The organism is Paraburkholderia bryophila (genome assembly GCF_003269035.1).
GTDB lineage: Bacteria > Pseudomonadota > Gammaproteobacteria > Burkholderiales > Burkholderiaceae > Paraburkholderia > Paraburkholderia bryophila.
This window is the reverse complement of the sequence record NZ_QLTK01000002.1, coordinates 135,174-159,955: the sequence shown is the minus strand read 5'-3', so window position 1 is coordinate 159,955 and position 24,782 is coordinate 135,174. Positions and strand designations below refer to the sequence as shown.

At 63.7% G+C, this 24,782-nt stretch carries 25 protein-coding genes and 1 tRNA gene; 12 read left to right on the top strand and 14 right to left on the bottom strand.

Going from position 1 to position 24,782, the window contains the following annotated elements; all coding sequences use genetic code 11:
- Window positions 1–123: 123 nt before the first annotated feature.
- From BX591_RS04265 to BX591_RS04255, 3 genes are all read right to left on the bottom strand, one after another.
- Window positions 124–1,317: a phosphoglycerate kinase gene (locus tag BX591_RS04265; RefSeq protein WP_111929486.1), complete on the bottom strand. Its 1,194-nt coding sequence runs from the start codon at window positions 1,315–1,317 to the stop codon at window positions 124–126.
- 285 nt (window positions 1,318–1,602) lie between these two features.
- Window positions 1,603–1,926: an AzlD domain-containing protein gene (locus BX591_RS04260; protein WP_111929485.1), complete on the bottom strand. Its 324-nt coding sequence runs from the start codon at window positions 1,924–1,926 to the stop codon at window positions 1,603–1,605.
- Window positions 1,923–2,669 (bottom strand): AzlC family ABC transporter permease, encoded by a 747-nt coding sequence (locus tag BX591_RS04255; RefSeq protein WP_111929895.1) that lies wholly within the window; start codon window positions 2,667–2,669, stop codon window positions 1,923–1,925. Before BX591_RS04255 ends, BX591_RS04260 begins: the two co-directional genes overlap by 4 nt.
- Window positions 2,670–2,950: 281 nt before the next feature.
- On the opposite strand from BX591_RS04255, the gene BX591_RS04250 reads away from it, so the two are divergent.
- The 6 genes from BX591_RS04250 (at window position 2,951) to BX591_RS04220 (ending at window position 7,765) form a co-directional block, all read left to right on the top strand.
- A complete protein-coding gene (locus BX591_RS04250; protein WP_111929484.1) occupies window positions 2,951–3,874 on the top strand; it encodes a branched-chain amino acid transaminase in 924 nt (307 codons plus the stop codon).
- 59 nt (window positions 3,875–3,933) lie between these two features.
- On the top strand, window positions 3,934–4,128 hold the full coding sequence (locus tag BX591_RS04245; RefSeq protein ID WP_035548391.1) for a zinc-finger domain-containing protein: 195 nt from the start codon (window positions 3,934–3,936) through the stop codon (window positions 4,126–4,128).
- A 288-nt stretch (window positions 4,129–4,416) separates the two neighbouring features.
- On the top strand, window positions 4,417–5,442 hold the full coding sequence (gene waaF, locus BX591_RS04235; protein ID WP_105509336.1) for a lipopolysaccharide heptosyltransferase II: 1,026 nt from the start codon (window positions 4,417–4,419) through the stop codon (window positions 5,440–5,442).
- Window positions 5,443–5,610: 168 nt separating this feature from the next.
- Window positions 5,611–6,060, top strand: coding sequence for a nuclear transport factor 2 family protein (locus BX591_RS04230; RefSeq protein ID WP_111929482.1), 450 nt, complete (start codon window positions 5,611–5,613; stop codon window positions 6,058–6,060).
- 39 nt (window positions 6,061–6,099) lie between these two features.
- On the top strand, window positions 6,100–7,185 hold the full coding sequence (locus BX591_RS04225) for a hydrolase (protein ID WP_111929481.1): 1,086 nt from the start codon (window positions 6,100–6,102) through the stop codon (window positions 7,183–7,185).
- Window positions 7,178–7,765 carry a DUF2946 family protein gene (locus BX591_RS04220; RefSeq protein WP_111929480.1) on the top strand — a complete coding sequence of 196 codons (588 nt, stop codon included), beginning with the start codon at window positions 7,178–7,180 and terminating at the stop codon, window positions 7,763–7,765. The genes BX591_RS04225 and BX591_RS04220 overlap by 8 nt, the downstream gene beginning before the upstream one ends.
- Window positions 7,766–7,789: 24 nt before the next feature.
- Here the strand turns inward: BX591_RS04220 and BX591_RS04215 are convergent, their stop codons facing one another.
- Window positions 7,790–9,511, bottom strand: a complete 1,722-nt coding sequence (locus BX591_RS04215; RefSeq protein ID WP_111929479.1) for a M48 family metalloprotease — start codon at window positions 9,509–9,511, stop codon at window positions 7,790–7,792.
- Between the two features lie 175 nt (window positions 9,512–9,686).
- Between BX591_RS04215 and moaC the strand changes: the two genes are divergently transcribed.
- Window positions 9,687–10,163 (top strand): cyclic pyranopterin monophosphate synthase MoaC, encoded by a 477-nt coding sequence (gene moaC, locus BX591_RS04210; protein WP_111929478.1) that lies wholly within the window; start codon window positions 9,687–9,689, stop codon window positions 10,161–10,163.
- Between the two features lie 63 nt (window positions 10,164–10,226).
- Here moaC and BX591_RS04205 read toward each other — a convergent pair whose 3' ends face one another.
- From BX591_RS04205 to recA, 8 genes are all read right to left on the bottom strand, one after another.
- Entirely contained in the window at window positions 10,227–12,011 is a 1,785-nt protein-coding gene (locus BX591_RS04205; protein ID WP_111929894.1) for a PglL family O-oligosaccharyltransferase, read from the bottom strand.
- Window positions 12,012–12,147: 136 nt separating this feature from the next.
- Window positions 12,148–12,771 carry a pilin gene (locus tag BX591_RS04200; protein WP_111929477.1) on the bottom strand — a complete coding sequence of 208 codons (624 nt, stop codon included), beginning with the start codon at window positions 12,769–12,771 and terminating at the stop codon, window positions 12,148–12,150.
- A 131-nt stretch (window positions 12,772–12,902) separates the two neighbouring features.
- Window positions 12,903–13,607 carry a TerC family protein gene (locus tag BX591_RS04195; RefSeq protein ID WP_111929476.1) on the bottom strand — a complete coding sequence of 235 codons (705 nt, stop codon included), beginning with the start codon at window positions 13,605–13,607 and terminating at the stop codon, window positions 12,903–12,905.
- A gap of 145 nt (window positions 13,608–13,752) precedes the next feature.
- Window positions 13,753–14,634, bottom strand: coding sequence for a succinate--CoA ligase subunit alpha (gene sucD / locus BX591_RS04190; RefSeq protein WP_111929475.1), 882 nt, complete (start codon window positions 14,632–14,634; stop codon window positions 13,753–13,755).
- A 142-nt stretch (window positions 14,635–14,776) separates the two neighbouring features.
- Window positions 14,777–15,946: an ADP-forming succinate--CoA ligase subunit beta gene (gene sucC, locus BX591_RS04185; RefSeq protein WP_111929474.1), complete on the bottom strand. Its 1,170-nt coding sequence runs from the start codon at window positions 15,944–15,946 to the stop codon at window positions 14,777–14,779.
- Entirely contained in the window at window positions 15,943–16,674 is a 732-nt protein-coding gene (locus BX591_RS04180; protein ID WP_111929473.1) for a DUF2889 domain-containing protein, read from the bottom strand. The genes sucC and BX591_RS04180 overlap by 4 nt, the downstream gene beginning before the upstream one ends.
- Window positions 16,675–16,873: 199 nt before the next feature.
- A complete protein-coding gene (recX, locus tag BX591_RS04175; RefSeq protein ID WP_111929893.1) occupies window positions 16,874–17,596 on the bottom strand; it encodes a recombination regulator RecX in 723 nt (240 codons plus the stop codon).
- A 7-nt stretch (window positions 17,597–17,603) separates the two neighbouring features.
- Window positions 17,604–18,686 carry a recombinase RecA gene (gene recA / locus BX591_RS04170; protein ID WP_105509345.1) on the bottom strand — a complete coding sequence of 361 codons (1,083 nt, stop codon included), beginning with the start codon at window positions 18,684–18,686 and terminating at the stop codon, window positions 17,604–17,606.
- A 230-nt stretch (window positions 18,687–18,916) separates the two neighbouring features.
- Between recA and BX591_RS04165 the strand changes: the two genes are divergently transcribed.
- From BX591_RS04165 to BX591_RS04150, 4 genes are all read left to right on the top strand, one after another.
- The gene (locus tag BX591_RS04165) at window positions 18,917–19,705 is read left to right on the top strand and encodes a response regulator (protein WP_111929472.1); all 789 of its coding nucleotides are present in this window, start codon (window positions 18,917–18,919) and stop codon (window positions 19,703–19,705) included.
- 9 nt (window positions 19,706–19,714) lie between these two features.
- Window positions 19,715–21,253 carry a sensor histidine kinase gene (locus tag BX591_RS04160; protein WP_111929471.1) on the top strand — a complete coding sequence of 513 codons (1,539 nt, stop codon included), beginning with the start codon at window positions 19,715–19,717 and terminating at the stop codon, window positions 21,251–21,253.
- Window positions 21,254–21,487: 234 nt separating this feature from the next.
- On the top strand, window positions 21,488–23,146 hold the full coding sequence (locus BX591_RS04155) for an MFS transporter (RefSeq protein ID WP_111929470.1): 1,659 nt from the start codon (window positions 21,488–21,490) through the stop codon (window positions 23,144–23,146).
- Window positions 23,147–23,231: 85 nt separating this feature from the next.
- Window positions 23,232–23,308, top strand: a tRNA-Met gene (locus BX591_RS04150).
- Between the two features lie 145 nt (window positions 23,309–23,453).
- Here BX591_RS04150 and BX591_RS04145 read toward each other — a convergent pair.
- Window positions 23,454–23,792, bottom strand: coding sequence for a type II toxin-antitoxin system PemK/MazF family toxin (locus BX591_RS04145; protein WP_111929469.1), 339 nt, complete (start codon window positions 23,790–23,792; stop codon window positions 23,454–23,456).
- Between the two features lie 6 nt (window positions 23,793–23,798).
- Entirely contained in the window at window positions 23,799–24,086 is a 288-nt protein-coding gene (locus BX591_RS04140; protein WP_111929468.1) for an AbrB/MazE/SpoVT family DNA-binding domain-containing protein, read from the bottom strand.
- A gap of 331 nt (window positions 24,087–24,417) precedes the next feature.
- On the opposite strand from BX591_RS04140, the gene BX591_RS04135 reads away from it, so the two are divergent.
- The gene (locus BX591_RS04135) at window positions 24,418–24,765 is read left to right on the top strand and encodes a hypothetical protein (RefSeq protein WP_111929467.1); all 348 of its coding nucleotides are present in this window, start codon (window positions 24,418–24,420) and stop codon (window positions 24,763–24,765) included.
- Window positions 24,766–24,782 lie beyond the last annotated feature (17 nt).

The following is a 24,782-nucleotide window of genomic DNA, read 5'->3' as shown; positions in this document are numbered from 1 at the left end:
GCCGCAGCCTGGGTGGCCGCGGAGCGCGTTGCGCGCTCCCCTGCCTGTGCTGCTTCGGTGTTGCGCGGCGACCTGGCGCCACGCGTTTTTGCAGACTTTGTCATGGGGGAGCGCGCCGTCACGTTAAGCCCGCGATTCCAGAATTTCGACAGCGGGCAGTTTCTTGCCCTCGAGGAACTCGAGGAAGGCGCCGCCACCGGTCGAGATATAGCTGATCTTGTCGTGGATGCCGTACTTGGCGATCGCCGCGAGCGTATCGCCGCCGCCTGCGATCGAGAACGCCGACGACTTGGCGATAGCGTCCGCTAGGGTCTTCGTGCCGTTGCCGAACTGGTCGAATTCGAACACGCCGACCGGGCCGTTCCACACGATCGTGCCGGCCTTTTCCAGTTGCAAGGCCAGCACCTTGGCGGTTTCCGGTCCGATGTCGAGGATCAGGTCGTCGTCTTGCACGTCGGCGACGGCTTTCACTTCGGCCCTGGCGGTCGGCGAAAACTCCTTGGCCGTGACCACGTCCATCGGGATCGGCACCGACGCGCCGCGGGCCTTGGCGGCTTCGATGATCACTTTGGCTTCGTCCACCAGATCGGCTTCGGCGAGCGACTTGCCGATCTTCAGGCCGGCGGCCAGCATGAACGTGTTGGCGATACCGCCGCCGACGATCAGTTGATCGACCTTGTCGGCGAGCGATTTCAGAATGGTCAGCTTGGTCGATACCTTCGAACCGGCGACGATCGCCACCAGCGGGCGTTTCGGCGCGCCAAGCGCCTTGCCGAGCGCCTCGAGTTCAGCCGCCAGCAGCGGGCCGGCGCACGCGATGGGCGCGTATCTGGCGATACCGTGGGTGGTCGCTTCGGCGCGGTGTGCGGTGCCGAACGCGTCGTTCACGTAGATGTCGCAGAGCTTCGCCATTTTCTGCGCGAGCTCGTCGGAATCTTTCTTTTCGCCCTTGTTGACGCGGCAGTTTTCCAGCAGCACGACCGAACCCGGCGCGACGTTCACGCCGTTTTCGACCCAGTTGGCGACCAGCGGCACGTCGCGGCCGAGCAGGTCGGCCAGACGCTTCGCGACCGGCGCGAGCGAGTCTTCCGGCTTGAAAGCGCCCTCGGTCGGGCGGCCCAGGTGCGACGTGACCATCACGGCGGCGCCGGCGTCGAGCGCGGCCTTGATAGCCGGCACGGAGGCGCGGATGCGGGTGTCTTCGGTGATGTTGCCTTGATCGTCCTGCGGCACGTTCAGATCGGCGCGGATGAACACGCGTTTGCCGGAAAGCTTGCCTTCGGCGATCAGATCAGAGAGACGCAATACCTTGTTCATGGGCGTTTGTGTGCGAGTTGAGAAGAAGGCGGTGGCGGATGGCGCGCTGTCATTTCCCAGCGCGGCGAACTCCAGCGCTAAGGCACGGCAGCGGCTCCACAGAATCGGGCGCCGGCGGCAAAACCGCGGCTCGCGCGCCTTGCACCAGCGCGGTTATCCCGGAAAAAAGCATTTTAACTGATCCACACTGCCTTCTGACCCGCAAGCGGGCGAATGTCCCGTATTTGGAGAATGCGCGCTGAATGCCGATTGAATGTGGCAATGCAGCATTTTCTTGGTCGCCTGCTACAGCACAAGGCGTAGCAACGTGAACACGAGCATGCCGACGACAATCGTGCCGAGCATGCTGCGCCGCCACAAAAACCAGCCGAGACCCGCCAGCGTCGCGTAGAACTCATGGTTGGAGGGCGCGAACGACAGGCCGGCGGGCATGGCCAGCACGTCGGGCAACACCACTGCCGCCAGCGCCGCGGCGGGCGCGTAGCGCAGCATCTTCTGCACGCGCGGCGGCAACACCGTACGCTCGCCGCCGATTAGAAACATGGCGCGTGTCACCGCGGTGACGAAGGTCATGCCGAAGATGGCGAGCCAGATCTGCGTGGAGGTCATCGGGAATCTCCAGCGCTGCTGCGAATGCGGCGCAAGTCGGCGCGCTCGACCATCAGGTCGGCGGCGCTGCCGGCCACGATCGCGGCGATCACGGCGAGCGGCAGTGCGAGCCGGTAAGGCAGGTCGAACGCGAGCAGCGACACCACGCCGGCAATGCTGACCGCCACCAGCGTGGAACGGCTCGCGATCGCCGACACCATGATCGGCAGCAAGGCGAGCGTGCCCGCCAGTGCGAGCCCCCAGTTGTCCGGAATCAGGCTCGCCAGCAGAATTCCCGCGATCGACGACACCTGCCACGACAGCCAGCTGCACAACGCCATGCCCCAGTAGTAGGCCTCCTTGCCGGGCAGAAAGCCGGCCGGGAAGCTCTTCTTCTGAAACAGCAGGTAGATCACGTCGCCGTTGAAGTAGCCGAGCACGATGCGGCGCCACATGGGCAGATAGGAAAAGTGCGGCGCGAGACCGACGCTGAAGATCACGAAACGCGTATTGACCATGGCCGCGGTGAGCAGCACGGTCCAGATCGGCAGTTTGGCGGCCAGCAGCGGCAGCACCGCCAGTTGCGACGAACCGGCGTAGCACAGTAGCGACATGGTGAGCGCCTGCGGCAGCGTGAGCACCGATTTGCTCATGGCGATACCGGTGACGAGACCCCACGAGAAAATCGCCATCAAGGTCGGCGAATAGTCGCGCGCGCCCTCACGGAAGGCACGGCGATCGGTGTCGGACAGACGAGCGAGCATGAGGCGATACGACGGCGCCAAACAACGCCGCTGTGATGGGAAGTCGGCGCCAGGTCGTCAAGCACCCGCTGGCGCATCCGGATATGAATTATGCGTGCGCTGGATTATAGCGTCCGACATCGGCCCGAATGCCCGTTTCGTGTGCAAAAGACGCTAAAATGACGCTCTTCGCCCCACCCCACGACAAACCGCCGGGCCAACCGCCGGTTGTCTTGCGCCTTCGTGGACCTGCCGCCCGGCGGCGGGTTTGGGGACTCACAACGCACCCGCTGGAGAATCGTATGTCAATGGCCGACCGCGACGGCAAGATCTGGATGGATGGCAAGCTCATCGATTGGCGCGACGCCAAGATCCACGTGCTCACCCACACGCTGCATTACGGCATGGGCGTTTTTGAAGGCGTCCGCGCCTACAAAACGGCGGACGGCGGCACGGCGATTTTCCGCCTGCAGGAACACACCAAGCGTTTGCTGAACTCGGCCAAGATCTTCCAGATGGACGTGCCGTTCGACCACGAAACGCTCGCCGCCGCGCAATGCGAGGTGGTCCGCGAAAACAAACTCGAATCCTGCTATCTGCGCCCGATCATCTGGGTCGGTTCGGAAAAGCTCGGCGTGTCGGCCAAGGGCAACACGATCCACGTGGCGATCGCGGCGTGGCCGTGGGGCGCTTACCTCGGCGAAGACGGCATTGCCAAGGGCATCCGCGTTAAAACCTCGTCGTTCACGCGCCATCACGTGAACGTGTCCATGGTGCGCGCCAAGGCGTCGGGCTGGTACGTCAACTCGATCCTCGCCAACCAGGAAGCGATCGCCGACGGTTACGACGAAGCACTGCTGCTCGACGTGGACGGCTACGTGTCGGAAGGCTCGGGCGAGAACTTCTTCCTCGTGAACAACGGCAAGCTGTACACGCCTGATCTGTCGTCGTGCCTCGACGGCATCACGCGCGACACCGTCATTACGCTGGCGCGCGACGCGGGCATCCAGGTGATCGAAAAGCGCATTACGCGCGACGAGGTCTACACTTGCGACGAAGCGTTCTTCACCGGTACCGCCGCCGAAGTCACGCCGATCCGCGAGCTCGACAACCGCACCATCGGCTCGGGCACGCGCGGCCCGATCACGGAAAAGCTGCAATCGGGCTTCTTCGACATCGTGAACGGCAAGAGCGACAAGTACGCGCACTGGCTCACCAAGATCTAACGCGCGCTGCGCCCGCCTGAGGCGCAACGCACGAACCCTGCATACAACGAGAACGTCCCATGAGCGAAATCAAGGAAATGCCGCTGGTCGAACTGTCGGCGAAAGACCTGCCGGCGTACTGTCCGAACCCGGCCATGCCGCGCTGGAGCGCGCATCCGCGCGTCTTTATCGACGTCACGCACGGCGAAGCGCGCTGCCCGTACTGCAGCACGCGTTACAAGCTGCGCGACGGCGAAGTGGTTCGGGGTCATTGATCCCGCTCTGCTAAGCACGCTCCGCTTGCGGCGCTGCCTGCCGGGTCTGATCGGGCTGCTAGTCGGACTGCGGGTCGGACTGCGGGTCGGACTGGTTAAGCGACAGTCGCAGCGGGTCGCGATTACGCGAACGTACCAGCAGGCACACCGCAACACGGCCGCCACCGCGGCGCGTCCGGCCACGCCGGCAGCGCGCCATGCGGCGAGCGGCCCTTCCCTTTTGACATATCCGAACGCCACGCGCACACCGCGCGCGGCGCTTCGTTTCGACACCGGACACCCACTCTGATGCGTCGCGCGTTGGTTATCGCACCGAACTGGATCGGTGACGCATTGATGGCGCAGCCGCTGTTTGCGCGCCTCGTGAAATTGCATCCGCGCATCGTGATCGATGCGGTCGCGCCCTCGTGGGTTGCGCCCGTACTCGAACGCATGCCGGAAATCCGCGACGTCTACGCCACGGATCTCGCGCACGGCAAGCTGCAAATGCTGCGCCGCTGGCAACTGGCGAGCGATTTGCGCGACGTCGGCTACGACGCGGCCTACGTGCTGCCGAATTCGCTCAAATCCGCGCTGATTCCCTGGCTGGCCGGCGTGCCGCTGCGCATCGGCTATACCGGCGAAAGCCGCTATGGCCTGCTCAACGTGCGTCACGCGAATCCGCGCAAGGACGAGCGTCCGCCGATGGTCGGCCAGTACGCCGCGCTCGCCTACGCGCCCGGCGCCAAGGTACCCGACGACCTGCCCATGCCGCGCCTCGACGCCGACCTGAACGAAGCGTCGCGGGTCTCGGCGCGCTTCAATCTGGATACGCGCGTGCCGCTGCTGGTGTTCTGCCCCGGCGCCGAGTACGGTCCCGCCAAACGCTGGCCGCCCGAGCATTTCGCCGCGCTCGCGCAAATGGTCGGCCAGTCGTTCCCGTACACGCAGATCGTCGCGCTCGGTTCGCCGAAAGACGCGCCGCTCGCCCAGGCCATTGCCGAACGCGCGCCGAACGTGCGCAACCTGTGCGGCCAGACCGCGCTGGGCGAGGCTTGCGCGCTGATCTCGCGGGCCAACGCGGTCGTCACCAACGATTCCGGCCTGATGCACGTGGCCGCCGCGCTGCGTCGGCCGCTGGTGGCCGTGTACGGTTCGACCGATCCGCGCCATACGCCGCCCTTGTCCGAGCTCGCGAAGGTACAATGGCTTCATCTCGAATGCAGCCCCTGTTTTGAGCGCGAGTGTCCGCTCGGTCATCTGAACTGCCTGAAGCAGTTGAGCGCCGAGCAGGTCTTCAGCGATTTGCGCGGCATGCTGCTCACGCAGCGCTGAGGCGATTGACACTTGCACGCAACACCGCACGCCCCTGAGCGCGTCGCGTCATGTTCGCGCCTTGCAGCGCGGGCAATCTGGCGCTCGGGTGAGACGGTCCGGTGCCCCGGACCGTCCCGCTGACCGCTGCCCCGCAACCGCGCGCCGCGCACAAGAGACTGACGAGCCATGCCACGTTTTGCCCATATCTTCGAAGCCGCCGCCGATACCCTCAACGCCTACTATCAGGCCATTTCCGAGGTCAATATCGACAGCTTGATGGGCCTGTGGATCGATGAGGAGTTCGTCAGTTGCATCTGTGCCGACGGCTCCCACCTGCACGGCCTCGACAGTATTCGCGCCGGCTTGCAGATCCAGCTCGAAACCACGCGCGTAACGATCGAACCGCTCGACATTCGCGTGTACGACAGCCTCGGCACCGTCGTCTACGCAATTGCCGAAGCGCACCGTCCCGCCGACCCGAAGGCGACGCCCGCCATGGTGTTCACGACCTACGTGATGGTTCACGAACGCGGGGAGTGGCGCATCGCGCACATTCATGCGAGCCCCATGCCGAACGAAGCCGCCAGCCAGTTCGCCACCAAGATGCGGCACGGCCACCAGGGGTCGCTGCACTGAGGTGCGGCTCGGCTTGACTCTCTTGTCTTCGCAGCCGGTATGAGCACGCTCCGCAAGCATTCTCCCGATCCCGAGCCGGCGGAAGCCCTGGTTAATTCAGCGCCCGCGTCCTCCGGTGCGGCGCGTGCCGTGGCGGCCGCCGTCGAATCGTTGTATCGCGCGCCGCTCTGGCTGCCGAACCGGCATGCGCAAACCATCGTGCCGTCGCTGTTCGCGCGCCGCCCCGCGGTGGCGTTGCGACGCGAGCGCTGGGATACGCCCGACGGCGATTTCATCGACCTCGATTGGGTGGCGCACGACTCGCCGACGGCGCTGTCGGCCGACACCCCGCTCCTCGTGCTATTCCACGGCCTCGAAGGCAGTTCCGCCTCGCACTACGCGATGTCGCTCATGGCGGCGGCGCGCGAGGCCGGCTGGCATGGCGTGGTGCCGCACTTCCGCAGTTGCGGAGGCGAATTGAACCGCTTGCCGCGCTTCTATCATCTCGCCGACAGCAACGAAGTCGATTGGGTGCTGCGCCGTCTGCGCGCCGCGCACGACGGGCCGATCGTGGTGGCGGGCGTGTCGCTCGGCGGCAATGTGCTGCTGCGCTGGCTCGGCGAGCGGCGCGAAGAGGCCGCCGCCATCATCAGCGCGGCCGCGGCGGTGTCGACACCGATCGACGTCCACGCCGGCGGCCGTGCGTTGTCGCAGGGCTTCGGCCTTGTCTACGCCCGCAGCTTTCTGAAAACGCTCAAGCAGAAGGCCACGCAGAAGCTGGTGCAGTATCCCGGCCTGTTCGATCGCGACACGATGCTCGCGAGCCGCAACATGTACGAGTTCGACAACGTCGTCACCGCGCCGCTGCACGGCTTTCGCAATACCGAAGACTACTGGAGCCAGGCGACCACCCGTCCGCTGCTGCCGCATATTCAGGTGCCGACGCTGGTGCTGAATGCGCGCAACGACCCGTTCCTGCCGGCGGAGGCGTTGCCGTCGCGGCACGACGTGTCGGCGGCGGTGGAACTTGAACAACCGAAGCACGGCGGCCACGCCGGCTTCATGACCGGACCGTTCCCAGGCCGCATCGACTGGCTGTCGCGGCGCGTGTTCGGCTACCTGGAGCGGCACGTCGACCATGGATGAGATCGTCAAACAGGCCTTGGCGAAATGGCCGAACGTGCCGAGTTGCACCGGCTGGCTGATGCTCGACCGGCGCGGCACCTGGCGCATGCGCGACGAGGCCGCCCAGGCGAGCGGCTCGCCCGGTACGCCGATCCGGCATGACGCGCTGCTTGGTTTCATCAACCGCAACTACGCCGCCGATGAGCACGGGCAGTGGTTTTTCCAGAACGGTCCGCAGCGGGTTTATGTGGAGCTGGGCTATACGCCGTGGGTGGTCAGATTCGCGGCCGATGCCTCTGCCGATGCCGACCACGACGCGCTCGCGCTCAGGGACCAGGCCGGAGAGAGCTTCGATCCCGCCGCGGTGTTGATCGACGAAGAAGGCGGCATTCTGTTTGCCGATCGCTCGACGCCGCCCAGAGTGGCGGTTCTGCACGATCACGATCTGGACGTGTTCTCCGATCACGCCGAACTCGCCGACGATGCAATGAGCGGTGAATTCCGCTGGAATGACGGTGTGGTGTTGCCGCTGCAAGCGGTGCGTCGTGCCGAAGTCGCCGCGCGGTTCGGGTTCGTGGCGAGTCCCGCGGCAACGGTTTAGGCGTCTGACTTCTTCGAGGCGCTTCTAGCTCTTCTCGTCCAGCCGCTCCTCTTTGTAGCGGCTTTCCATCTCGTGCAATCGAGCGTCGACGGTCGCCAGATCGTAGTAGCCGATCGTCTTCATGTCGCGCGCGTCTTTCAACTGCCGGATCGCCGAAGGCCATGCGCCTTCGAGCGCGAACTTCTCCGCCATCGCCCGATGCTGCGTCAACGCGTCGCCACTACCGGCGCTCGCCTGGGCGAGATACAGCCACCACGCCGGCTGGTCCGGATGCGCGACGGTTTCCCTCTGCGCCAGCGCCTGCGCTTCGGCAAAACGCCGCAATGTCAGCAAGGTGCGGATATGCATGTCGATCGCGGCGTTCGACTGCGGCCAACGCTGCTGCGCGAACCCGGCGAGACGGACGGCTTCGTCGTCGCGGCCGGCGCGCCGCGCGATGTCGGCGGCCAGCACGTCGAGACTCGGTGAACTCCGCGCCGGCTCACCCTCGGTCTGCTCGCCCGTGATAAACGCCGCGCGGCATTGCGCTAACGACGCCGCCGCGTCGTCGTAACGTTCCAGCAGCATTTGCCCATAGGCGATGCCGTACCAGTTCGCCGCCACGTTGACCGCAGTCCGGTCCTCGATTTCGGAACGCAGGCGCGAAATCTCGTCCGTGTACTCGCTGCTCGAATGCTCCTGCAACAAGCGCGAACGCGCGCGCACGAAGCCATATTCGGACGCCTGATGCGGTTGCCGGTACGGCGCGCGACGCGCCCGGTCTTCCATGTCGGCGATCCGTTCGCCGGTCAGCGGATGCGTGCGCGCGTAGGCCGGCACGCCCGCGTCGCTCATCGACGCCCGATCGAGGCGGCCGAAGAAGGTGGTCATCGCGTACGGATCGTAGCCCGCGCCGGCCAGCAGCAGAAAGCCGACCCGGTCCGCCTCGTGCTCGGCCGAACGCGAGAAGCGCAACTGGTTGTCGACCGCATAGGCCTCGCCGCCGATCGCGATCGCACTGCCGAGGTCGCCGCTGTGCGCCAGCACGCCCGCCAGCACGCCGAACAACACGGCGGCGAGCGCCGCATAGCCGCTACGCTCGCCGGTCGTGATCATCCGCGAAATGTGGCGTTGCAGGACGTGGCCCATTTCGTGACCGAGCACGGATGCGAGTTCCGACTCGGTTTGCGTCGTCACGATCAACCCGGTGTTCACGCCAATGAAGCCGCCCGGCAGCGAGAATGCGTTGATCTGCGCGTCACGCACCGCGAACAGATCGAAGTCGGGACGATAGCCGCCAAGGTAGAGCGCGTTGGCCGCCGCGGCGAGTTTCGCGGCAACCGAATTCAGGTAGTCGCGCACCAGCCAGTCGTCGAGATAGTCAGGGTCGCGGCGCAATTCGCGCATGACGCGCTCGCCGAGCTTGCGCTCGGCTTGCGGCGTCAGAGAACCGGCGCCGCCGTTGCCGAGATCGGGCAACTGCTGCGTGACGAGCGGCGCGCGCCAGCTGGTGTTCGCACCGGCCTGGCCGGAAAAGCGGCTCTGCGCGCCGCCGTACACGCCGAATACGCCCTGCGCGATGTCGGGTGGCACGATCGGGTCGACGTAGATGTCGGTTGGGCCGCTGACCAGGGGCGGTTCGGTGGTCTGCGTATTCAGCGACAACAGGCTCGAATCGCCAGGCGATTGCCGGGATTGCGCGAACGCGCCTGGCGGCGCAATCAGCGCAACGGATAACAAGGCAGCGAGAAACCGTTTCGGGCGCATCGCAAGGTCGGTAAGACGGGGTCGAAAGGCAACGCCCGCTGCGCGGAATAAGATAGCGGACAAGTACAGGGTAATTGTAATCATTGAACGCCCGGAACCGGGTGTATCAAGCGTTCGTGTTTCGAACGGTCGCCGCGCCGCTGCTATGATAGGCGCCCTCTGAAGGAGCCCAACCATGCCTGAACTCACTCATTTCGACGCTGCCGGCCAGGCGCATATGGTGGACGTCGGCGGCAAGCAGGAGACCAAGCGCATCGCGGTGGCGCGCGGCTCGATTCGCATGCTGCCGGACACGTTCGCGCTAATCCGCGACGGCAACGCGAAAAAAGGCGACGTGATCGGCATCGCGCGTATTGCCGCCATTCAAGGTGCGAAGCGCACCGCCGATCTGATCCCGCTGTGTCATCCGCTCGCGCTGACGCGCGTAAAGGTGGACCTCGAACTCGATGAAGCGCTGCCGGGCGTGCATTGCACGGTTCAGGTGGAAACGCTCGGGCGCACGGGGGTGGAGATGGAAGCGCTGACCGCCGTGCAGGTGGGACTGCTGACGGTGTACGACATGTGCAAGGCGGTGGATCGGGGGATGACCATCACCGATGTGCGCGTGCTGGAAAAGCACGGCGGGAAGTCAGGGGACTGGGTGGCGGAGTGACGACAGCGCTGCAGTGCGCACGTCGCCCCCCTCTAAAAAGTTAAGACCAACGAACGCGGCGACTCAATCGTCGTCGCTGTCGTCGTCCTGATTGATGTTGCTCGGCGGCACGCCATAGCGCTTCATCAGTTCCGCCTTGAAGCCCGTCAGCGTCTTCTGCTCATCGCACAGTTCGTACAGATAGCCCAACTGCGACGGCCAGTCGTTCAGTTCCAGCGCGAAAATCTTCAGGCGCTCAACCGTGTCGAACGCCGCGACCGTATCGCCGCTCAACGCCTGCAACACCGCATAACGGCGCAGCACCGTTTCACCCGGCAGCAACGCCAACGCCTGACGATGCATCGCCAGTTTGTGCTGCAGATCCATTGCGTTCATCGGCAGCAGCGTCGCGAGACCATATTCGCCCCACGCCTGAAACAGGAACGACGGGTCCGCACGATACTGCTCGGCCGGACGCGAGCCGTAATACAGCACCTCGGCGCGCGCATAGTCGCGATACACCGGATACAGCGCGGCCAGCCCGCCGAACACCACCACGGCAAACGCACCGAACGACAGGCGCGCGGGTACGAACCTCAGCGAGCGGGTTTCCAGCAAGCCGAAGACGAACATGGCCGGCAGCAGGAAGAACATGTACTGCTGCGGATACTCGACCAGCGCGTGCATCACCAGCACGCCGATCAGCGCGATGCCGAACACGCGCGCCGCGCTGTGCGGCGCGCGCACCACACGCACCAGCCAGGTGACCAGGCCGAACAGCACGATCGCGAAACCGATCAAACCGGTTTTCGCCAGCAGGTCGACGAAGATGTCGTGCGAGTTATTGGCGATTTCAACGCCGCCGAGATTCTTCGCCAGTGCGAACTGATAACTCGGGAATTCGCCCCAGCCGACACCCAGCAGCGGATGCGTCTTGAACATCGTCCAGCCGTACTTCCACAGCGCGAGGCGCGGCGCGATCTGGCCGGCGTCCTTGAACCGCTCCGCCGCGGACTGCCCCAGCTCCAGGTGATAGCGCACATTGGCCCAGCGGATCAGCGCATTGACCACGACGAACAACAGCGCCAGCACGATCGGCACGAGCCATTGACGGTTGCTGCGACGAAGCAGCGGTTCGCTGCGCGTCTGCGCGAACGCCATCCAGAAACCCGCGACCACGATCACGCCCATTTGCAGCCACGGCCCGCGCGATACGGTCAGCGCGAGGCCCACGGCGAAAATCGTCGAGACGAGAAACCAGATGCCGACGGCGATTCGCCGCGTCTGCACGAGAAACAGCGCGCCCGCCATCGCGAACGCAATGTACGTGGCGAGGTGGTTCGCCTGCGCCATATTGCCGAACGGCCGACGCTCGACGGTAATGTTGTATGCCACCACGAACGGCGACACGCGCGTCTCGAGGTGAAACAACTGGATCACCTGACAGAACACCGCGAACAGCCCACCGAGAATCAACGCGCCCGCCGCCCAGCGCAGCGCGGTTTCGTCGAGCTTGACGCGCGCGAAGCCGTAGCCGGCATGCACCGCCATGAAGGCCGCCAGCAGGAAGCCGCCGCCGAGCCAGTTCATCGACGGTTGCGTGACCGGCAGCAGCACCGATTGCGCCACGACGACCAGGCCGAACAGCAACGGCACCAGCGCCACGACCGGCGACGCGAACGTGACGCGCGGCCTGGCGCTCGCCACCATCAGCACGACACCCGCACCGGTCAGCAGGTGCAACGCCAGCGCCGTGAATTCGGCATAGAAAGTGGGAATCGGATACGTGTGGTTGACGACTGCATAAGGCAGCATCAACGCAAGGGACAACAATATGAGTGAAAGGTAGCGCGCGAATGGGGTGGGCATCGAGTAACCGGTGGGCGTCAGCAACCGGCGCACTATACAAAAAAATCCTTCTGCTGTGCGCCGGCCGGGCTGAAATATCCCAAAAGTCAGCCTTTTACGTGCGATCGGCGACTCGCCCGACTACTCGCGCCGTCGGTCATGAACGGCACTCGGGCGGTGCAAGATTCGCCGACAAGGTGGACGCTTCTGTCGGGGCCGGTCCCGCGCCCGGTGCGGGCAGCGACGAGGCCGTTTTGCCGCCGGCGAAACATTCCCACGTGAGCGCGCCCGCCTGCATCGAACCCTTGCTCAACCCGATGCGCGCGGTCGGTGCGTCGGCGTTGTCCGGAACCGACGGCACGAGCGTGAGCGTGTTCGATCCTGCCGGCGCCACGCGTGTGGTGAAGGCGACCGTGATCTGACCGGTGTCGCCGTCGACGCGAACCGACTCGACGTTGCGGGTAGCGGGCGGCGATGCATACCCGCCACTGAACGTCGTGCCGCTCGCCGCGTTTTCAGCGACGGCGAGACGCGCGGAAGTGGCCAACGACAAGCCTTCGCCGACGCGACTGCGCGCCAGATAGTCCTGATACGCGGGAATCGCATACGCGGCGATCACACCGACAATCGCCAGCACGATCATCAGTTCGATCAGCGTGAAGCCGAGCCCGAGGCGGCGGCAAGCACGCGCGAGACGCGCGGACCAGCGCGCCCGCTCGAGCGTAAAACGCGGCGGTAGCGAGGATTGGGAATAAGGGGAACACGGCAAGGTAAGGTTCATGGGCAGACTCCTGAAACGAAAAACGCCTGCCCCACGGATCGGGGACAGGCGTTTCCATCGTAGCGAGAGGCGCCCGCGGCTCACAGTCAGCCGAATGGCTAACGTTGCGTGCCGCGCGCTGACGTTATGCGCTATGCACTGGCGCGGTTGGCGTTCCGCCGCCTGAGCAGGTACCCCAGAATCACGACGAACAACGCGCCCGCGATGCTCATGCCGTATTCGGCCGCCGGCGTATCGAGAATCGGCCAACGGTCGCCGGCCGGGTCGTTGACGATCAACCCGCCCGCGATCCACCCGAGCAAAGCCGCGCCGAGCGTGATAACGATCGGAAAACGGTCGAGCAGCTTCAACACTAGCTGGCTGCCCCACACGATCAGCGGAATGCTTACGATCAGGCCGAAGATCACCAGCGCGAGCCGGTGTTCCGGATCGGCCGCTTCCGCCGCGCCGGCAATCGCGATCACGTTGTCGAGGCTCATCACCGCGTCCGCGACGATGATCGTTTTGATCGCCGACAACAGCTTGTCCGCCGGTTTGACGTTCTCGTGCGCGTCGTGCGCGGGCGCCATCAGACGCACGCCGATCCACAACAGCAGCAGCCCGCCCGCGAACTTCAGCAGCGGCACGTCGAGCAGCGCGACCGCGAACGCGATCAACGCAACGCGCAGCACGATCGCGCCGGCCGTGCCCCATAGCACGCCCCTCGTACGCTGGGACGCCGGTAGGTTACGGCAAGCCAATGCGATCACGACCGCGTTATCGCCACCTAGCAGGATGTCGATCACGATGATCTGGATGACGGCGCCCCAATGGAGCGTGGCGAAAAACTCGAGCATGGGCGAAAGGCCGGGAAGTCTGGCGCACGGGCAATAAAAAAGCGGAGGAGTTTGCACTCCCCCGCTTTTTTTGAAACCGTACGCTCACGAAAGGATCCCGTAAGCGTATCAAAAAACGCGCGCTCACAGCGCGCGAATTTTGGTATTACAGCATCGCCTTCAGAAGACGCGCCATTTCCGACGGGTTCTTCGTGACCTTGATACCGCAGGCTTCCATGATTTCCAGCTTCGCTTCGGCCGTATCCGCACCGCCCGAGATCAGCGCGCCGGCGTGGCCCATGCGCTTGCCCGGAGGCGCCGTGACGCCGGCGATGAAGCCAACCACCGGCTTCTTCATGTTGTCCTTGATCCACTCAGCGGCATTCGCTTCGTCCGGACCGCCGATCTCGCCGATCATGATGACGGCGTCCGTTTCCGGATCGTCGTTGAACATCTTCATCACGTCGATGTGCTTCAGACCGTTGATCGGGTCGCCGCCGATACCGACTGCCGACGACTGGCCGAGACCGATCGCCGTCAGTTGACCGACTGCTTCGTACGTCAGCGTGCCCGAACGCGACACGACGCCGATACGACCCTTGCGGTGGATGTGACCCGGCATGATGCCGATCTTCAGTTCGTCCGGCGTGATCGTGCCCGGGCAGTTCGGTCCGAGCAGCAGCGTCTTGCTGTTCTTCGCGCGCATACGTGCCTTGAGCTCGATCATGTCACGGACAGGAATGCCTTCCGTGATACAGATCGCCAGGTCCAGGTCGGCTTCGACCGCTTCCCAGATCGCAGCGGCAGCGCCTGCCGGCGGAACGTAAATCACCGACACGGTCGCGCCCGTTTCAGCCTTGGCTTCAGCGACGCTGGCGTAAATAGGAATGCCTTCGAAATCTTCGCCGGCCTTCTTCGGGTTCACGCCTGCAACGTACGCTTCGCGGCCGTTTGCATATTCACGGCAAGCACGCGTATGGAACTGACCGGTCTTGCCGGTAATGCCCTGCGTGATGACCTTGGTGTCTTTGTTAATCAGAATCGACATGTATTGACCTCTGTTCGTTTGGCGTCGCGCTGTTGCGCCGCGCGGCGGGATGTTCTCCGCCCGCGTCACTCACGCGCCGCCATTCGTAATGCCTGGTTTATCTTGGCAAAAGCCCGTGGCAAAAGCCGCCTTGGGACGAGGCTTACGCCTTGCCCGAGGCAGCCGCGACGACCTTCTGAGCCGCTTCTTCCATGCTGTCCGCCGCAATGATCGGCAGACCGGATTCAGCGAGCATCTTCTTGCCCAGATCTTCGTTCGTGCCCTTCATGCGGACCACGAGCGGCACCTTCAGCGACACGGCCTTCGACGCAGCGATCACGCCTTCGGCGATCACGTCGCAGCGCATGATGCCGCCGAAAATGTTGACCAGGATCGCGGTCAGGTTCGGGTTCTTCAGCATGATCTTGAACGCTTCCGTGACCTTCTCGGTCGTGGCGCCGCCGCCCACGTCCAGGAAGTTCGCCGGTTCGCCGCCGAACAGCTTGATGGTGTCCATCGTTGCCATGGCGAGGCCTGCGCCGTTCACGAGGCAGCCGATGTTGCCGTCGAGCGAGATGTACGCGAGGTCGAACTTCGACGCTTCGACTTCAGCCGGATCTTCTTCGTCCAGATCGCGATACGCGACGATTTCCGGGTGACGGAACAGTGCGTTCGAATCGAAGTTGAACTTGGCGTCCAGCGCGATGACCTTGCCGTCGCCGGTCAGGATCAGCGGGTTGATTTCGGCCAGCGACGCGTCGGTTTCCCAGAATGCCTTGTACAGGCCTTGCAGGATCGAACGGGCTTGCGGCAGCGAAGCGGCGGGCACGCCGATCTTCGTGGCCAGCTCGTCGGCTTCCGCGTCTTTCAGACCGGTTGCCGGATCGACAGCGATCTTGTGGATCAGCTCGGGCGTCTTTTCCGCGACTTCTTCGACGTCCATGCCGCCTTCGCTCGATGCCATCACGACGATCTTCTGCGTAACGCGATCGATCACCAGGCCGACATACAGTTCCTTCTTGATGTCAGCGCCTTCTTCGATCAGCAGGCGATTCACCTTCTGGCCTTCCGGACCGGTCTGGTGCGTGACGAGCTGCATGCCGAGGATCTGTTCCGAATACTCGCGAACCTGTTCCAGCGACTTGGCAACTTTCACGCCACCGCCCTTGCCACGGCCACCCGCGTGGATCTGAGCCTTCACGACCCATACCGGGCCGCCGAGCTCTTCCGCGGCCTTGACCGCATCATCCACCGAGAAGACCGGCTTGCCGCGCGGTACCGCGACGCCGAATTTCCGCAGGATTTCCTTACCCTGGTACTCGTGAATCTTCATGCGTGATTCCCTTCAGTCTGAGAGTTGGATTGAACTTCGTTTCCGCTGCCGTCGTTCATGCCGGACGCGTTGCCGCCCTTACCTGTCTGGCGGTCTGCCCTGTCGCCTGACGATGCCACGCGTTCCGCCGAACGCGGTGCGTGGCCATACCAGCGCGGATAAAACTGCTGCACCGCCTCGCCGTCGAAACGCAGCGCGTGGCAGCGTCCCAACTGGAATGGCGGTTTGTCGTTGGAATGCTCGTGTGAGCCGTCAGGCGCTTCGTTTCCTGAACTGGCTTTCGCGCTGTCACCGGTGCTCCACACCTCGCCGGCGAATGCCTGAATCGCGGCGGTCGGCAGGACTGCGCACAACTCGGTGAGATGGGTGCAACCCTCCGTGCCGCCGAGCAAACGGGCAGCTTCACGGCGGAAGTTCTGGCGTAGATTGAGCCCGATGAGGGCACGATAGGCGGGATTACTGACCTGGCACAACCCTGGATAGGGCACCCAGTCGGACGACGCCTCGGCGTCGACGACATTGAGCTTGCGATCGATGGTGATGCGAAGCCAGAGTTCATGGATCGGCTGACCATTGGGCCGGACGCCCGACGCAAGGACCACGTCGCGCGGTTTTTCGTCGGTCAAGCACGCTTCCACATCCCACAGGCCATCGGCTCGCTCGTAGGCTTCCGCTCGGATTGCGCGACGATGGCGCAACTGACGGGACACTGGCGGGGAGAGCGGCATGCGGGAAGGAAAGGCCGGATTGGAAAACCCCCCAATTTTAGCATACTGGGTATTTGGTACAGGCCGGAATGCGCAGGCCCGCCCGGCGCGCGGCTGAGCGGGTTGGGCGCTATCTCGAAGAGGGTTCTTGCGGCGTGATTTGGCGTGATCCGGCACGATTCGGCGAGCGGATGGCGGCCGATATTGGCGGGTTGCCGCCCTACTCCTCGTCGACGCCCCTGAGGATTTTGCCGATGGTTGCACCCGAAAAACCGCGCGACGCCAGAAAGCGCTGCTGCTTGGCCCGCTCGGCGGGCGTTTCAGGGAGTTCGCCGAATTTTTTCTGCCAAACGGCCTGAGCGCGCGCGAACTCGGTCTCGCGCAATTGCGCCTTGGCGTCTTCGACCAGCGTGGGATCGACCGCGTGCTGCTTCAGTTCACCGAGAATCCGGCTGGCGCCCAGACGCGACGAACGACGGTGAATCAGGCTTTCGGCGAAACGCGAATTGGACAGCCAGTTTTCGGCTTCCAACTGATCGAGCAGCGTGTCGAGCGAATCGGTTTCTTCAACAAACGGTTTGAGCTTGCGCGCGAGTTCCGTGCGGCTGTATTCGCGGCGAGAGAGATAGCCGAGCGCGCGTCCTTTTAGCGAACGGGCTGGGCGTTTCGAGTTTTTGGCTTCGTCCTGCTCCGGCTTCGCCTCGCCTGGTTGGCGACGCGAGCGACTGTAAGTCGCCTCGGTGAATTCGGCGACCTCAGCGGTTTCGGAAGGCTCCGAACCGGCTGACCGGGACGACTGAAGCGGTGTGCGCCGCGAGCCGCGGCCCTCGGCGCGATCATGCGCGTCGAACGGATCGAACCGTTCCGACGAATCGTTCTCTTCATCACGCGGGCCGTCCGCATTGCGTCCAGCATGGGACAACGGCCGGCCCTTGCGTATCACGTGACGGTTACTCTTCTTCGTCCGCGACTTCAGCACCCGCACCTGCGCCAGCCACTGAGTCGGCCATGGCATTTACGCCCAGCGATTCGCGGATACGGTTTTCGATCTCACGAGCGATCTCCGGATTTTCGCGCAGGAATTCGCGCGCGTTGTCCTTGCCCTGACCGATACGTTCGCCGTTGTAGCTATACCAGGCGCCTGCCTTGTCGACGATCTTGGCTGCGACGCCCAGATCGATAACCTCGCCCTGACGCGAAATACCCTCGCCGTACAGAATGTCGAAAATGGCTTCGCGGAACGGTGGCGACACCTTGTTCTTGACGACCTTCACGCGCGTTTCGTTGCCGATCACTTCGTCGTTCTTCTTGATCGAACCGATACGGCGGATGTCCAGACGCACCGACGCGTAGAACTTCAGCGCGTTACCGCCCGTGGTGGTTTCCGGATTGCCGAACATCACGCCGATCTTCATGCGAATCTGGTTGATGAAGATCACGAGGCAGTTCGTGCGCTTGATCGTGCCGGTGAGCTTGCGCAGCGCTTGCGACATCAGACGCGCTTGCAGGCCCGGCAACGAGTCGCCCATCTCGCCTTCGATTTCAGCCTTCGGCACCAGCGCCGCAACCGAGTCGATCACGATCATGTCGATCGAGCCCGAGCGCACCAGCGCGTCGGCGATTTCAAGCGCCTGCTCGCCGGTGTCCGGCTGCGAAACCAGCAGCTCGTTCACGTTCACGCCGAGCTTGCTCGCGTACTGGATGTCCAGCGCGTGCTCCGCGTCGATAAACGCCGCCGTGCCGCCGATCTTCTGCATTTCGGCGATGACTTGCAGCGTCAGCGTGGTTTTACCGGACGATTCCGGGCCATAAATTTCGACCACACGGCCACGCGGCAAACCGCCGACGCCCAAGGCGATGTCGAGACCGAGCGATCCGGTCGAGACCACCTGGATATCTTCGATTACCTCACCTGCGCCGAGCCGCATGACCGACCCTTTGCCGAACTGCTTTTCGATCTGCGCGAGTGCGGCAGCGAGTGCCTTGCTCTTTTCAGCAGTCAGTCCAGCCGAGCCTTTCTTGCTTTCTTCCATGAATCGTCCTTTGCTATGATGAACGGCGTCTGAGGCAGGTGTGCAGTCCACTTTTTGATGGCGACACACGAAACTCAGACACTGTATAAAAAAACAGTAGTTTTGGCAAGCGCGATTCTCATGCGAACACGCATTTTTACCGTCGCGCTGCCCAACTACCCACAATAATTTTCGGAGACCGCTGCGCGCCGGGGCACACCTCACGGTGCCGGCAAGGTGGCTGGCGCATCATGCGAATTCTGATTGCCGAAGACGACAGCATACTCGCGGACGGTCTGGTTCGATCACTCCGCCAATCGGCCTATGCCGTTGATCTGGTGAAGAACGGCGTCGACGCCGATACCGCGCTTTCGGTACAAACTTTCGGCCTGCTGATTCTCGATCTCGGCCTGCCGCGCATGTCCGGACTCGAGGTGCTGCGCCGCCTGCGCGCGCGTAATTCCAACCTGCCGGTGTTGATCCTGACCGCCGCGGACAGCGTGGACGAACGCGTCAAGGGTCTCGATCTGGGCGCCGACGACTACATGGCCAAACCCTTCGTGCTGACCGAACTCGAAGCGCGCGTGCGGGCGCTGACCCGGCGTGGCGCGGGCGGCGGTCCGACCGTGGTGAAGCATGGTTCGCTGTCGTTCGATCAGGTGGGCCGGATCGCTCATGTCAACGACCAGGTGCTCGACCTGTCGGCGCGCGAACTCGGCTTGCTCGAAGTGCTGCTGCAACGGATCGGCCGGCTGGTCTCGAAGGAACAGCTGGTCGATCACCTGTGCGAATGGGGCGAGGAAGTCAGCAATAACGCGATCGAGGTCTACGTACACCGGCTGCGCAAGAAAATCGAGCCGAGCGGCGTGCGCATCATTACCGTGCGTGGACTGGGCTATTGCCTGGAGAAAGCCGCTTCGCCCGTCGACGCAACTCCGCCTGCCGCGCAAGCGCCGGCACGCGCGCAAGCCCCCGCCGCCGCCGAGCCGCCCGCTGCGCCGCCGTCCGGCGCGATGCCGGCGAGTCACCACTTCAAATAGGGCGCGCCCATGTCGGCCCGCGAAGATCGCGCCACGGCGCGCGCGGCGGACCTCGACGAGGCGCGCGACGCCCGTTACGCCAACCCGTTCGCACCGCCCGACGAAACCGAAGCCGCCGCCGAGGCGCGCCCACGCTCGTTATTCGGCGAGATTCTCGACTGGATGCTCGCGCCGCTGCTGCTGCTCTGGCCGATGAGCCTCGCCGTCACCTATCTGGTCGCCAAGTCGATCGCCAACGGCCCGTTCGACCGTGCGCTCGAAACCGACGCCTACGTGCTGGCCCGCCAGATTCATCCGGTGAACGGGGTGGCGGAGCTGACGCTGCCCGACGCCATGCGCGATTTTCTCCGTACCGACAACGTGGACCGCGTGTTCTATCAGGTACTCGGCACACGCGGCGAACTGGTGGGCGGCGAGCGCGACATGCCGCTGCCGCATGAGGAGGACCGGCCGCAGCCGGGCCTCGTCGAGTTCCGCGACGACATGCTGCGCGGCAACGACATCCGCGTCGCTTATACGACCGTCGAATTTCCGCAGACGGCCGGCGCGCAGCCGGTGCTCGTGCAGGTCGCCGAAACGCTCGACAAACGCAGCCAGCTCGCCAACGACATCATCAAGGGCGTGATCCTGCCGCAGTTCGTGATCCTGCCGCTGGCGATCCTGCTGGTGTGGTTCGGCCTGTCGCGCGGCCTCGCGCCGCTGCACGCGCTGCAGGCGCACATCCGCGCGCGCCGGCCGGACGATCTGTCGCCGCTCGAGGCGCGCCGCGCGCCGCCGGAAATCGAGCCGCTGGTGACCTCGTTCAACGATCTGCTGACGCGTCTGCAACAGAACATGGAGCTGCAGAAACGCTTTATCGCCGACGCCGCGCATCAGATGAAAACGCCGCTCGCCGGCCTGCGCACTCAGGCCGAATTGGCGTTGCGCCAGGATGCATCAGCGGAGGTGCATCGTTCGCTCGAGCAGATCGCGACCAGTTCGGAGCAGGCGGCGCGGCTCGTCACGCAGTTGCTGGCGCTGGCGCGCGCGGAAAACCGCCTGTCGGGGCAGATTTTCACGCCGGTCGAAGTGACCGAAGTGGCTCGCAGCGCGGTGCGCGACTGGGTGCAGGCCGCACTCGCCAGGCAGATGGACCTCGGCTACGAAGCGCCCGACGAACCCATCGACGTGGACGGCAATCCGGTCATGCTGCGCGAAATGCTGTCGAACCTGATCGACAACGCGATCCGCTACACCCCGCCGGGCGGCCGCATCACGGTGCGGGTGCGACACGACGCGGCCGCGCGCCGCGTACATCTGGAAGTGGAAGACACCGGACTCGGCATTCCGGTCGCCGAGCGAGCGCGGGTGGTCGAGCGTTTCTACCGGATTCTGGGCCGAGAAGGTGACGGCAGCGGGCTCGGACTGGCGATCGTCCGCGAGATCGCGACCATGCATGGCGGCGAGCTGACGATCGACGACAACGTCTATCAGACCTCGCCCCGACTGGCCGGCACCCTCGTTCGCGTCAGTTTGGCGGTGCTTGAACGGGGGCGGGACTTACCCTAACCGAGCTTAGGCAAGCAAAAATCCCAATGCAATATTGAGATTCAATTGAACGACGTTGGCGATATTTTCAATGATCGTTGGACGATTTTGGCGAAAATTTCACGCCACTTCAAGAATCGCATTCACCCCCTTCCACGTCAGTACGCCGTAAGTTTCCACTCCAATAATCCCAGCACGGGCGCCCTGAGGTCGACGCGCCACGTACATATCAATATTGGAAATTGGAGACGACATATGGCTACCGTTGGCGGGCAAATCTCGCACGTGCCGATGACGCGCGATGAGAAGCGGGTGATCTTCGCATCGTCGCTGGGCACGGTGTTCGAGTGGTACGACTTCTTCCTGGCCGGCTCGCTCGCGGCCTTTATCAGCAAGAGCTTCTTCTCCGGCGTCAATCCGACCGCCGCCTTCGTGTTCACGCTGCTCGGTTTCGCCGCGGGTTTCGCGGTGCGGCCGTTCGGCGCGATCGTGTTCGGCCGTCTGGGCGACATGGTCGGACGCAAGTACACGTTCCTGATCACGATCCTGATCATGGGCTTCTCGACCTTCCTGGTGGGTTTCCTGCCGGGCTATGCGTCGATCGGTTTCGCTTCGCCGGTGATCTTCATCGCGATGCGGATGCTGCAAGGGCTCGCGCTGGGCGGCGAGTACGGCGGCGCGGCCACCTATGTGGCCGAACACGCGCCGCCGGGGCGCCGCGGCTTCTACACCGCGTGGATCCAGGCGACCGCCACGCTCGGCCTGTTCCTGTCCCTGCTGGTGATTCTGGGCGTGCGCACGGCGATCGGCGAAGACGCGTTCGCCGCGTGGGGCTGGCGCGTGCCGTTCGTCGCGTCGATCATCCTGCTGGCCGTGTCGGTGTGGATTCGTCTGCAACTGCACGAATCGCCGGTGTTCGAGCGCATCAAGGCCGAAGGCAAGACCTCCAAGGCGCCGCTGACGGAATCGTTCGCCCAGTGGAAGAACCTGAAGATCGTGATTCTCGCGCTGGTCGGCCTGACCGCCGGCCAGGCTGTGGTCTGGTACACGGGGCAGTTCTACTCGCTGTTCTTCCTGACGCAAACGGTCAAGGTGGACGGCAGCAGCGCCAACATCATGATCGCGATCGCGCTGCTGATCGGCACGCCGTTCTTTCTGTTCTTCGGCTCGCTGTCGGACCGTATCGGCCGCAAGCCGATCATCATGACCGGCCTGCTGATCGCGGCGCTGACCTACTTCCCGCTGTTCAAGGCGTTGACGCACTTCACCAACCCCGCGCTCGAAGCCGCGAACGCGCGCGCGCCGATCGTCGTGGTCGCGAACCCGGACGAGTGCTCGTTCCAGTTCAATCCGGTGGGGACGTCGAAGTTCACGAGCTCGTGCGACATCGCCAAGAGCGCGCTTTCGAAGGCAGGCCTGAACTACGAGAACGTGGCGGCACCGGCGGGCACGCTGGCCGAGATCAAGGTCGGCGATACGGTGGTCAACACGTATGACGGGAAGGCCGCCGACGCCAAGGAGCAAGGCAAGGCGTTCGACAAAACCCTTGCCGGCACGTTGAAGACAGCCGGCTACCCGCCGAAGGCCGATCCATCGCAGATCAACTGGCCGATGAGCGTGGTGATCCTGACGATCCTGATGATCTACGTGACGATGGTCTACGGCCCGATCGCGGCGATGCTGGTGGAGATGTTCCCGACGCGGATCCGCTACACATCGATGTCGCTGCCGTATCACATCGGCAATGGCTGGTTCGGCGGCTTCCTGCCGGCGACCGCGTTCGCGATCGTGGCGGCGAAGGGCAACATTTACTCGGGGCTGTGGTATCCAATCGTGATCGCGCTGATCACCTTCGTGATCGGCATGCTGTTCGTGAAGGAGACCAAGGACTCGGACATCTACGCGCAGGACTGACGCGCAAGATGGACCGCCGACTTGAAAAAGTTGTGCGCCGGGGGTTGACAGCCTCCGGCGTGGTCCGCATAATCTCGCTTCTTTCGGCGAATTAGCTCAGTTGGTTAGAGCGACGGAATCATAATCCGCAGGTCCGGGGTTCGAGTCCCTGATTCGCCACCAGTTGCAAGAAAAAGCCGCTGATCCGCAAGGTTCAGCGGCTTTTTTGTTTTCGCCGTTGAAGCGCACGAGGTCCTGGCGATGAAGCTAAACATCGTTCTCGCCAAACCACGTACTCAAAAAAAGCGCCATCTCTGGCGCCTTCCGATCACAGATCGAGGATCATTTTCACCGCATATTTCGCGGCTTCCATTTCTTCGGCTGTAGCCCGCTCGCCGTTGAACCTGAAGTCTCTAGCCTTGAAAGAAAGCGTGGTGATCTGGTCGACAAGCGCCACGCCCGGCCGCGCGAGACTGGAGAGCGGGATCTCCGTTTCCCACCCTCTCACCGAAGAGGTGATGGGCAGCCCCGTAACGCGTCCGGTCAGCTCATTGAAATCCAGCGGACTAAGCACCAGAACCGCTCGATACCCGTCCTGCTCGTTGCCCTTACTTGGCCCAATGTAGAGCCTGATGATGTCGCCAGCTTCCGGTATGTCGTTCTGCATGCGCTCCTACCATTTGTCGAATCGCGCCGGGTCGTCGGGTCCACCGAGTTCCGAGCCTTGCGGTTCGCCAAAGTCGATCGTTTCGTGCGATACAAGCTTGCTCTCGCGGAGTTGCTGCAGATAACGCTCGCGCGAAAAACGCCTGATTGCCGTGTGGGGACGAATCATCACATTCCCGTCCTGCACTTCGACGTCTACTTCCTGACCTTCCGTGAAGGCCACCTCGCCGGCGACACTCGCGGGGATCCGAACAGCAAGGCTATTTCCCCAACGCTTTAAGGTTTGAATAGCCATAAGGTCCGCACTCCATCATTCAGAAGCCCCGAAGCCCCGGTCAACGCGGCCGGTAACTTCTGACTCTCCGGTTAAAGGGGTCATACGTTGATACTGCGTTGATACAAAAACCATCTTATGCCCCGATCCCCAGTGTGTCAACATTGTTGATACGGCATACGCATGATCCATTCAGGCCGGTTACCTTGTATATCCATACAGTATATCGCCTGTCACGGGTGAACTTCTTCGAATTGCTTGCGGTCTTGAAAGACAGCCTCGCCATACCTGTGGCGTGATCGGCCAATGGCCGTCCAACAGCCCAAAATCGCAACTTCCAGGAGGTTTCTTGATGAAGTCCCGCACCGCCAAGCTCGCCGCAGCCGTCGTGCTCGTCGCCGCAGCATCAGCGCTAGCTGCTCAAGCTCAAGCCCAAACCCCACCCGACTCCCAGTGGCGCGCCACCCCCACCACGCTCTCCACACTCCTGCAAAACGGCTACAAGATCGTCGCCGTCGTCAACAGCGCGCGCGGCAGCGCCGGGGTAGCCGATACGATTTTTGTCCAGCGCGACCAGAGCGCGTTCAAATGCATCGACCCGCAGCAACCGGACGCGAAGACGAGAACGCCCGTCACACCGCCCGCCTGCTTCGAGTTAGTGCCACCGGCCGGCGCGGCTCCCACGTCCGAGTCGAAGTAGGATCCGCGCGCCGCCAT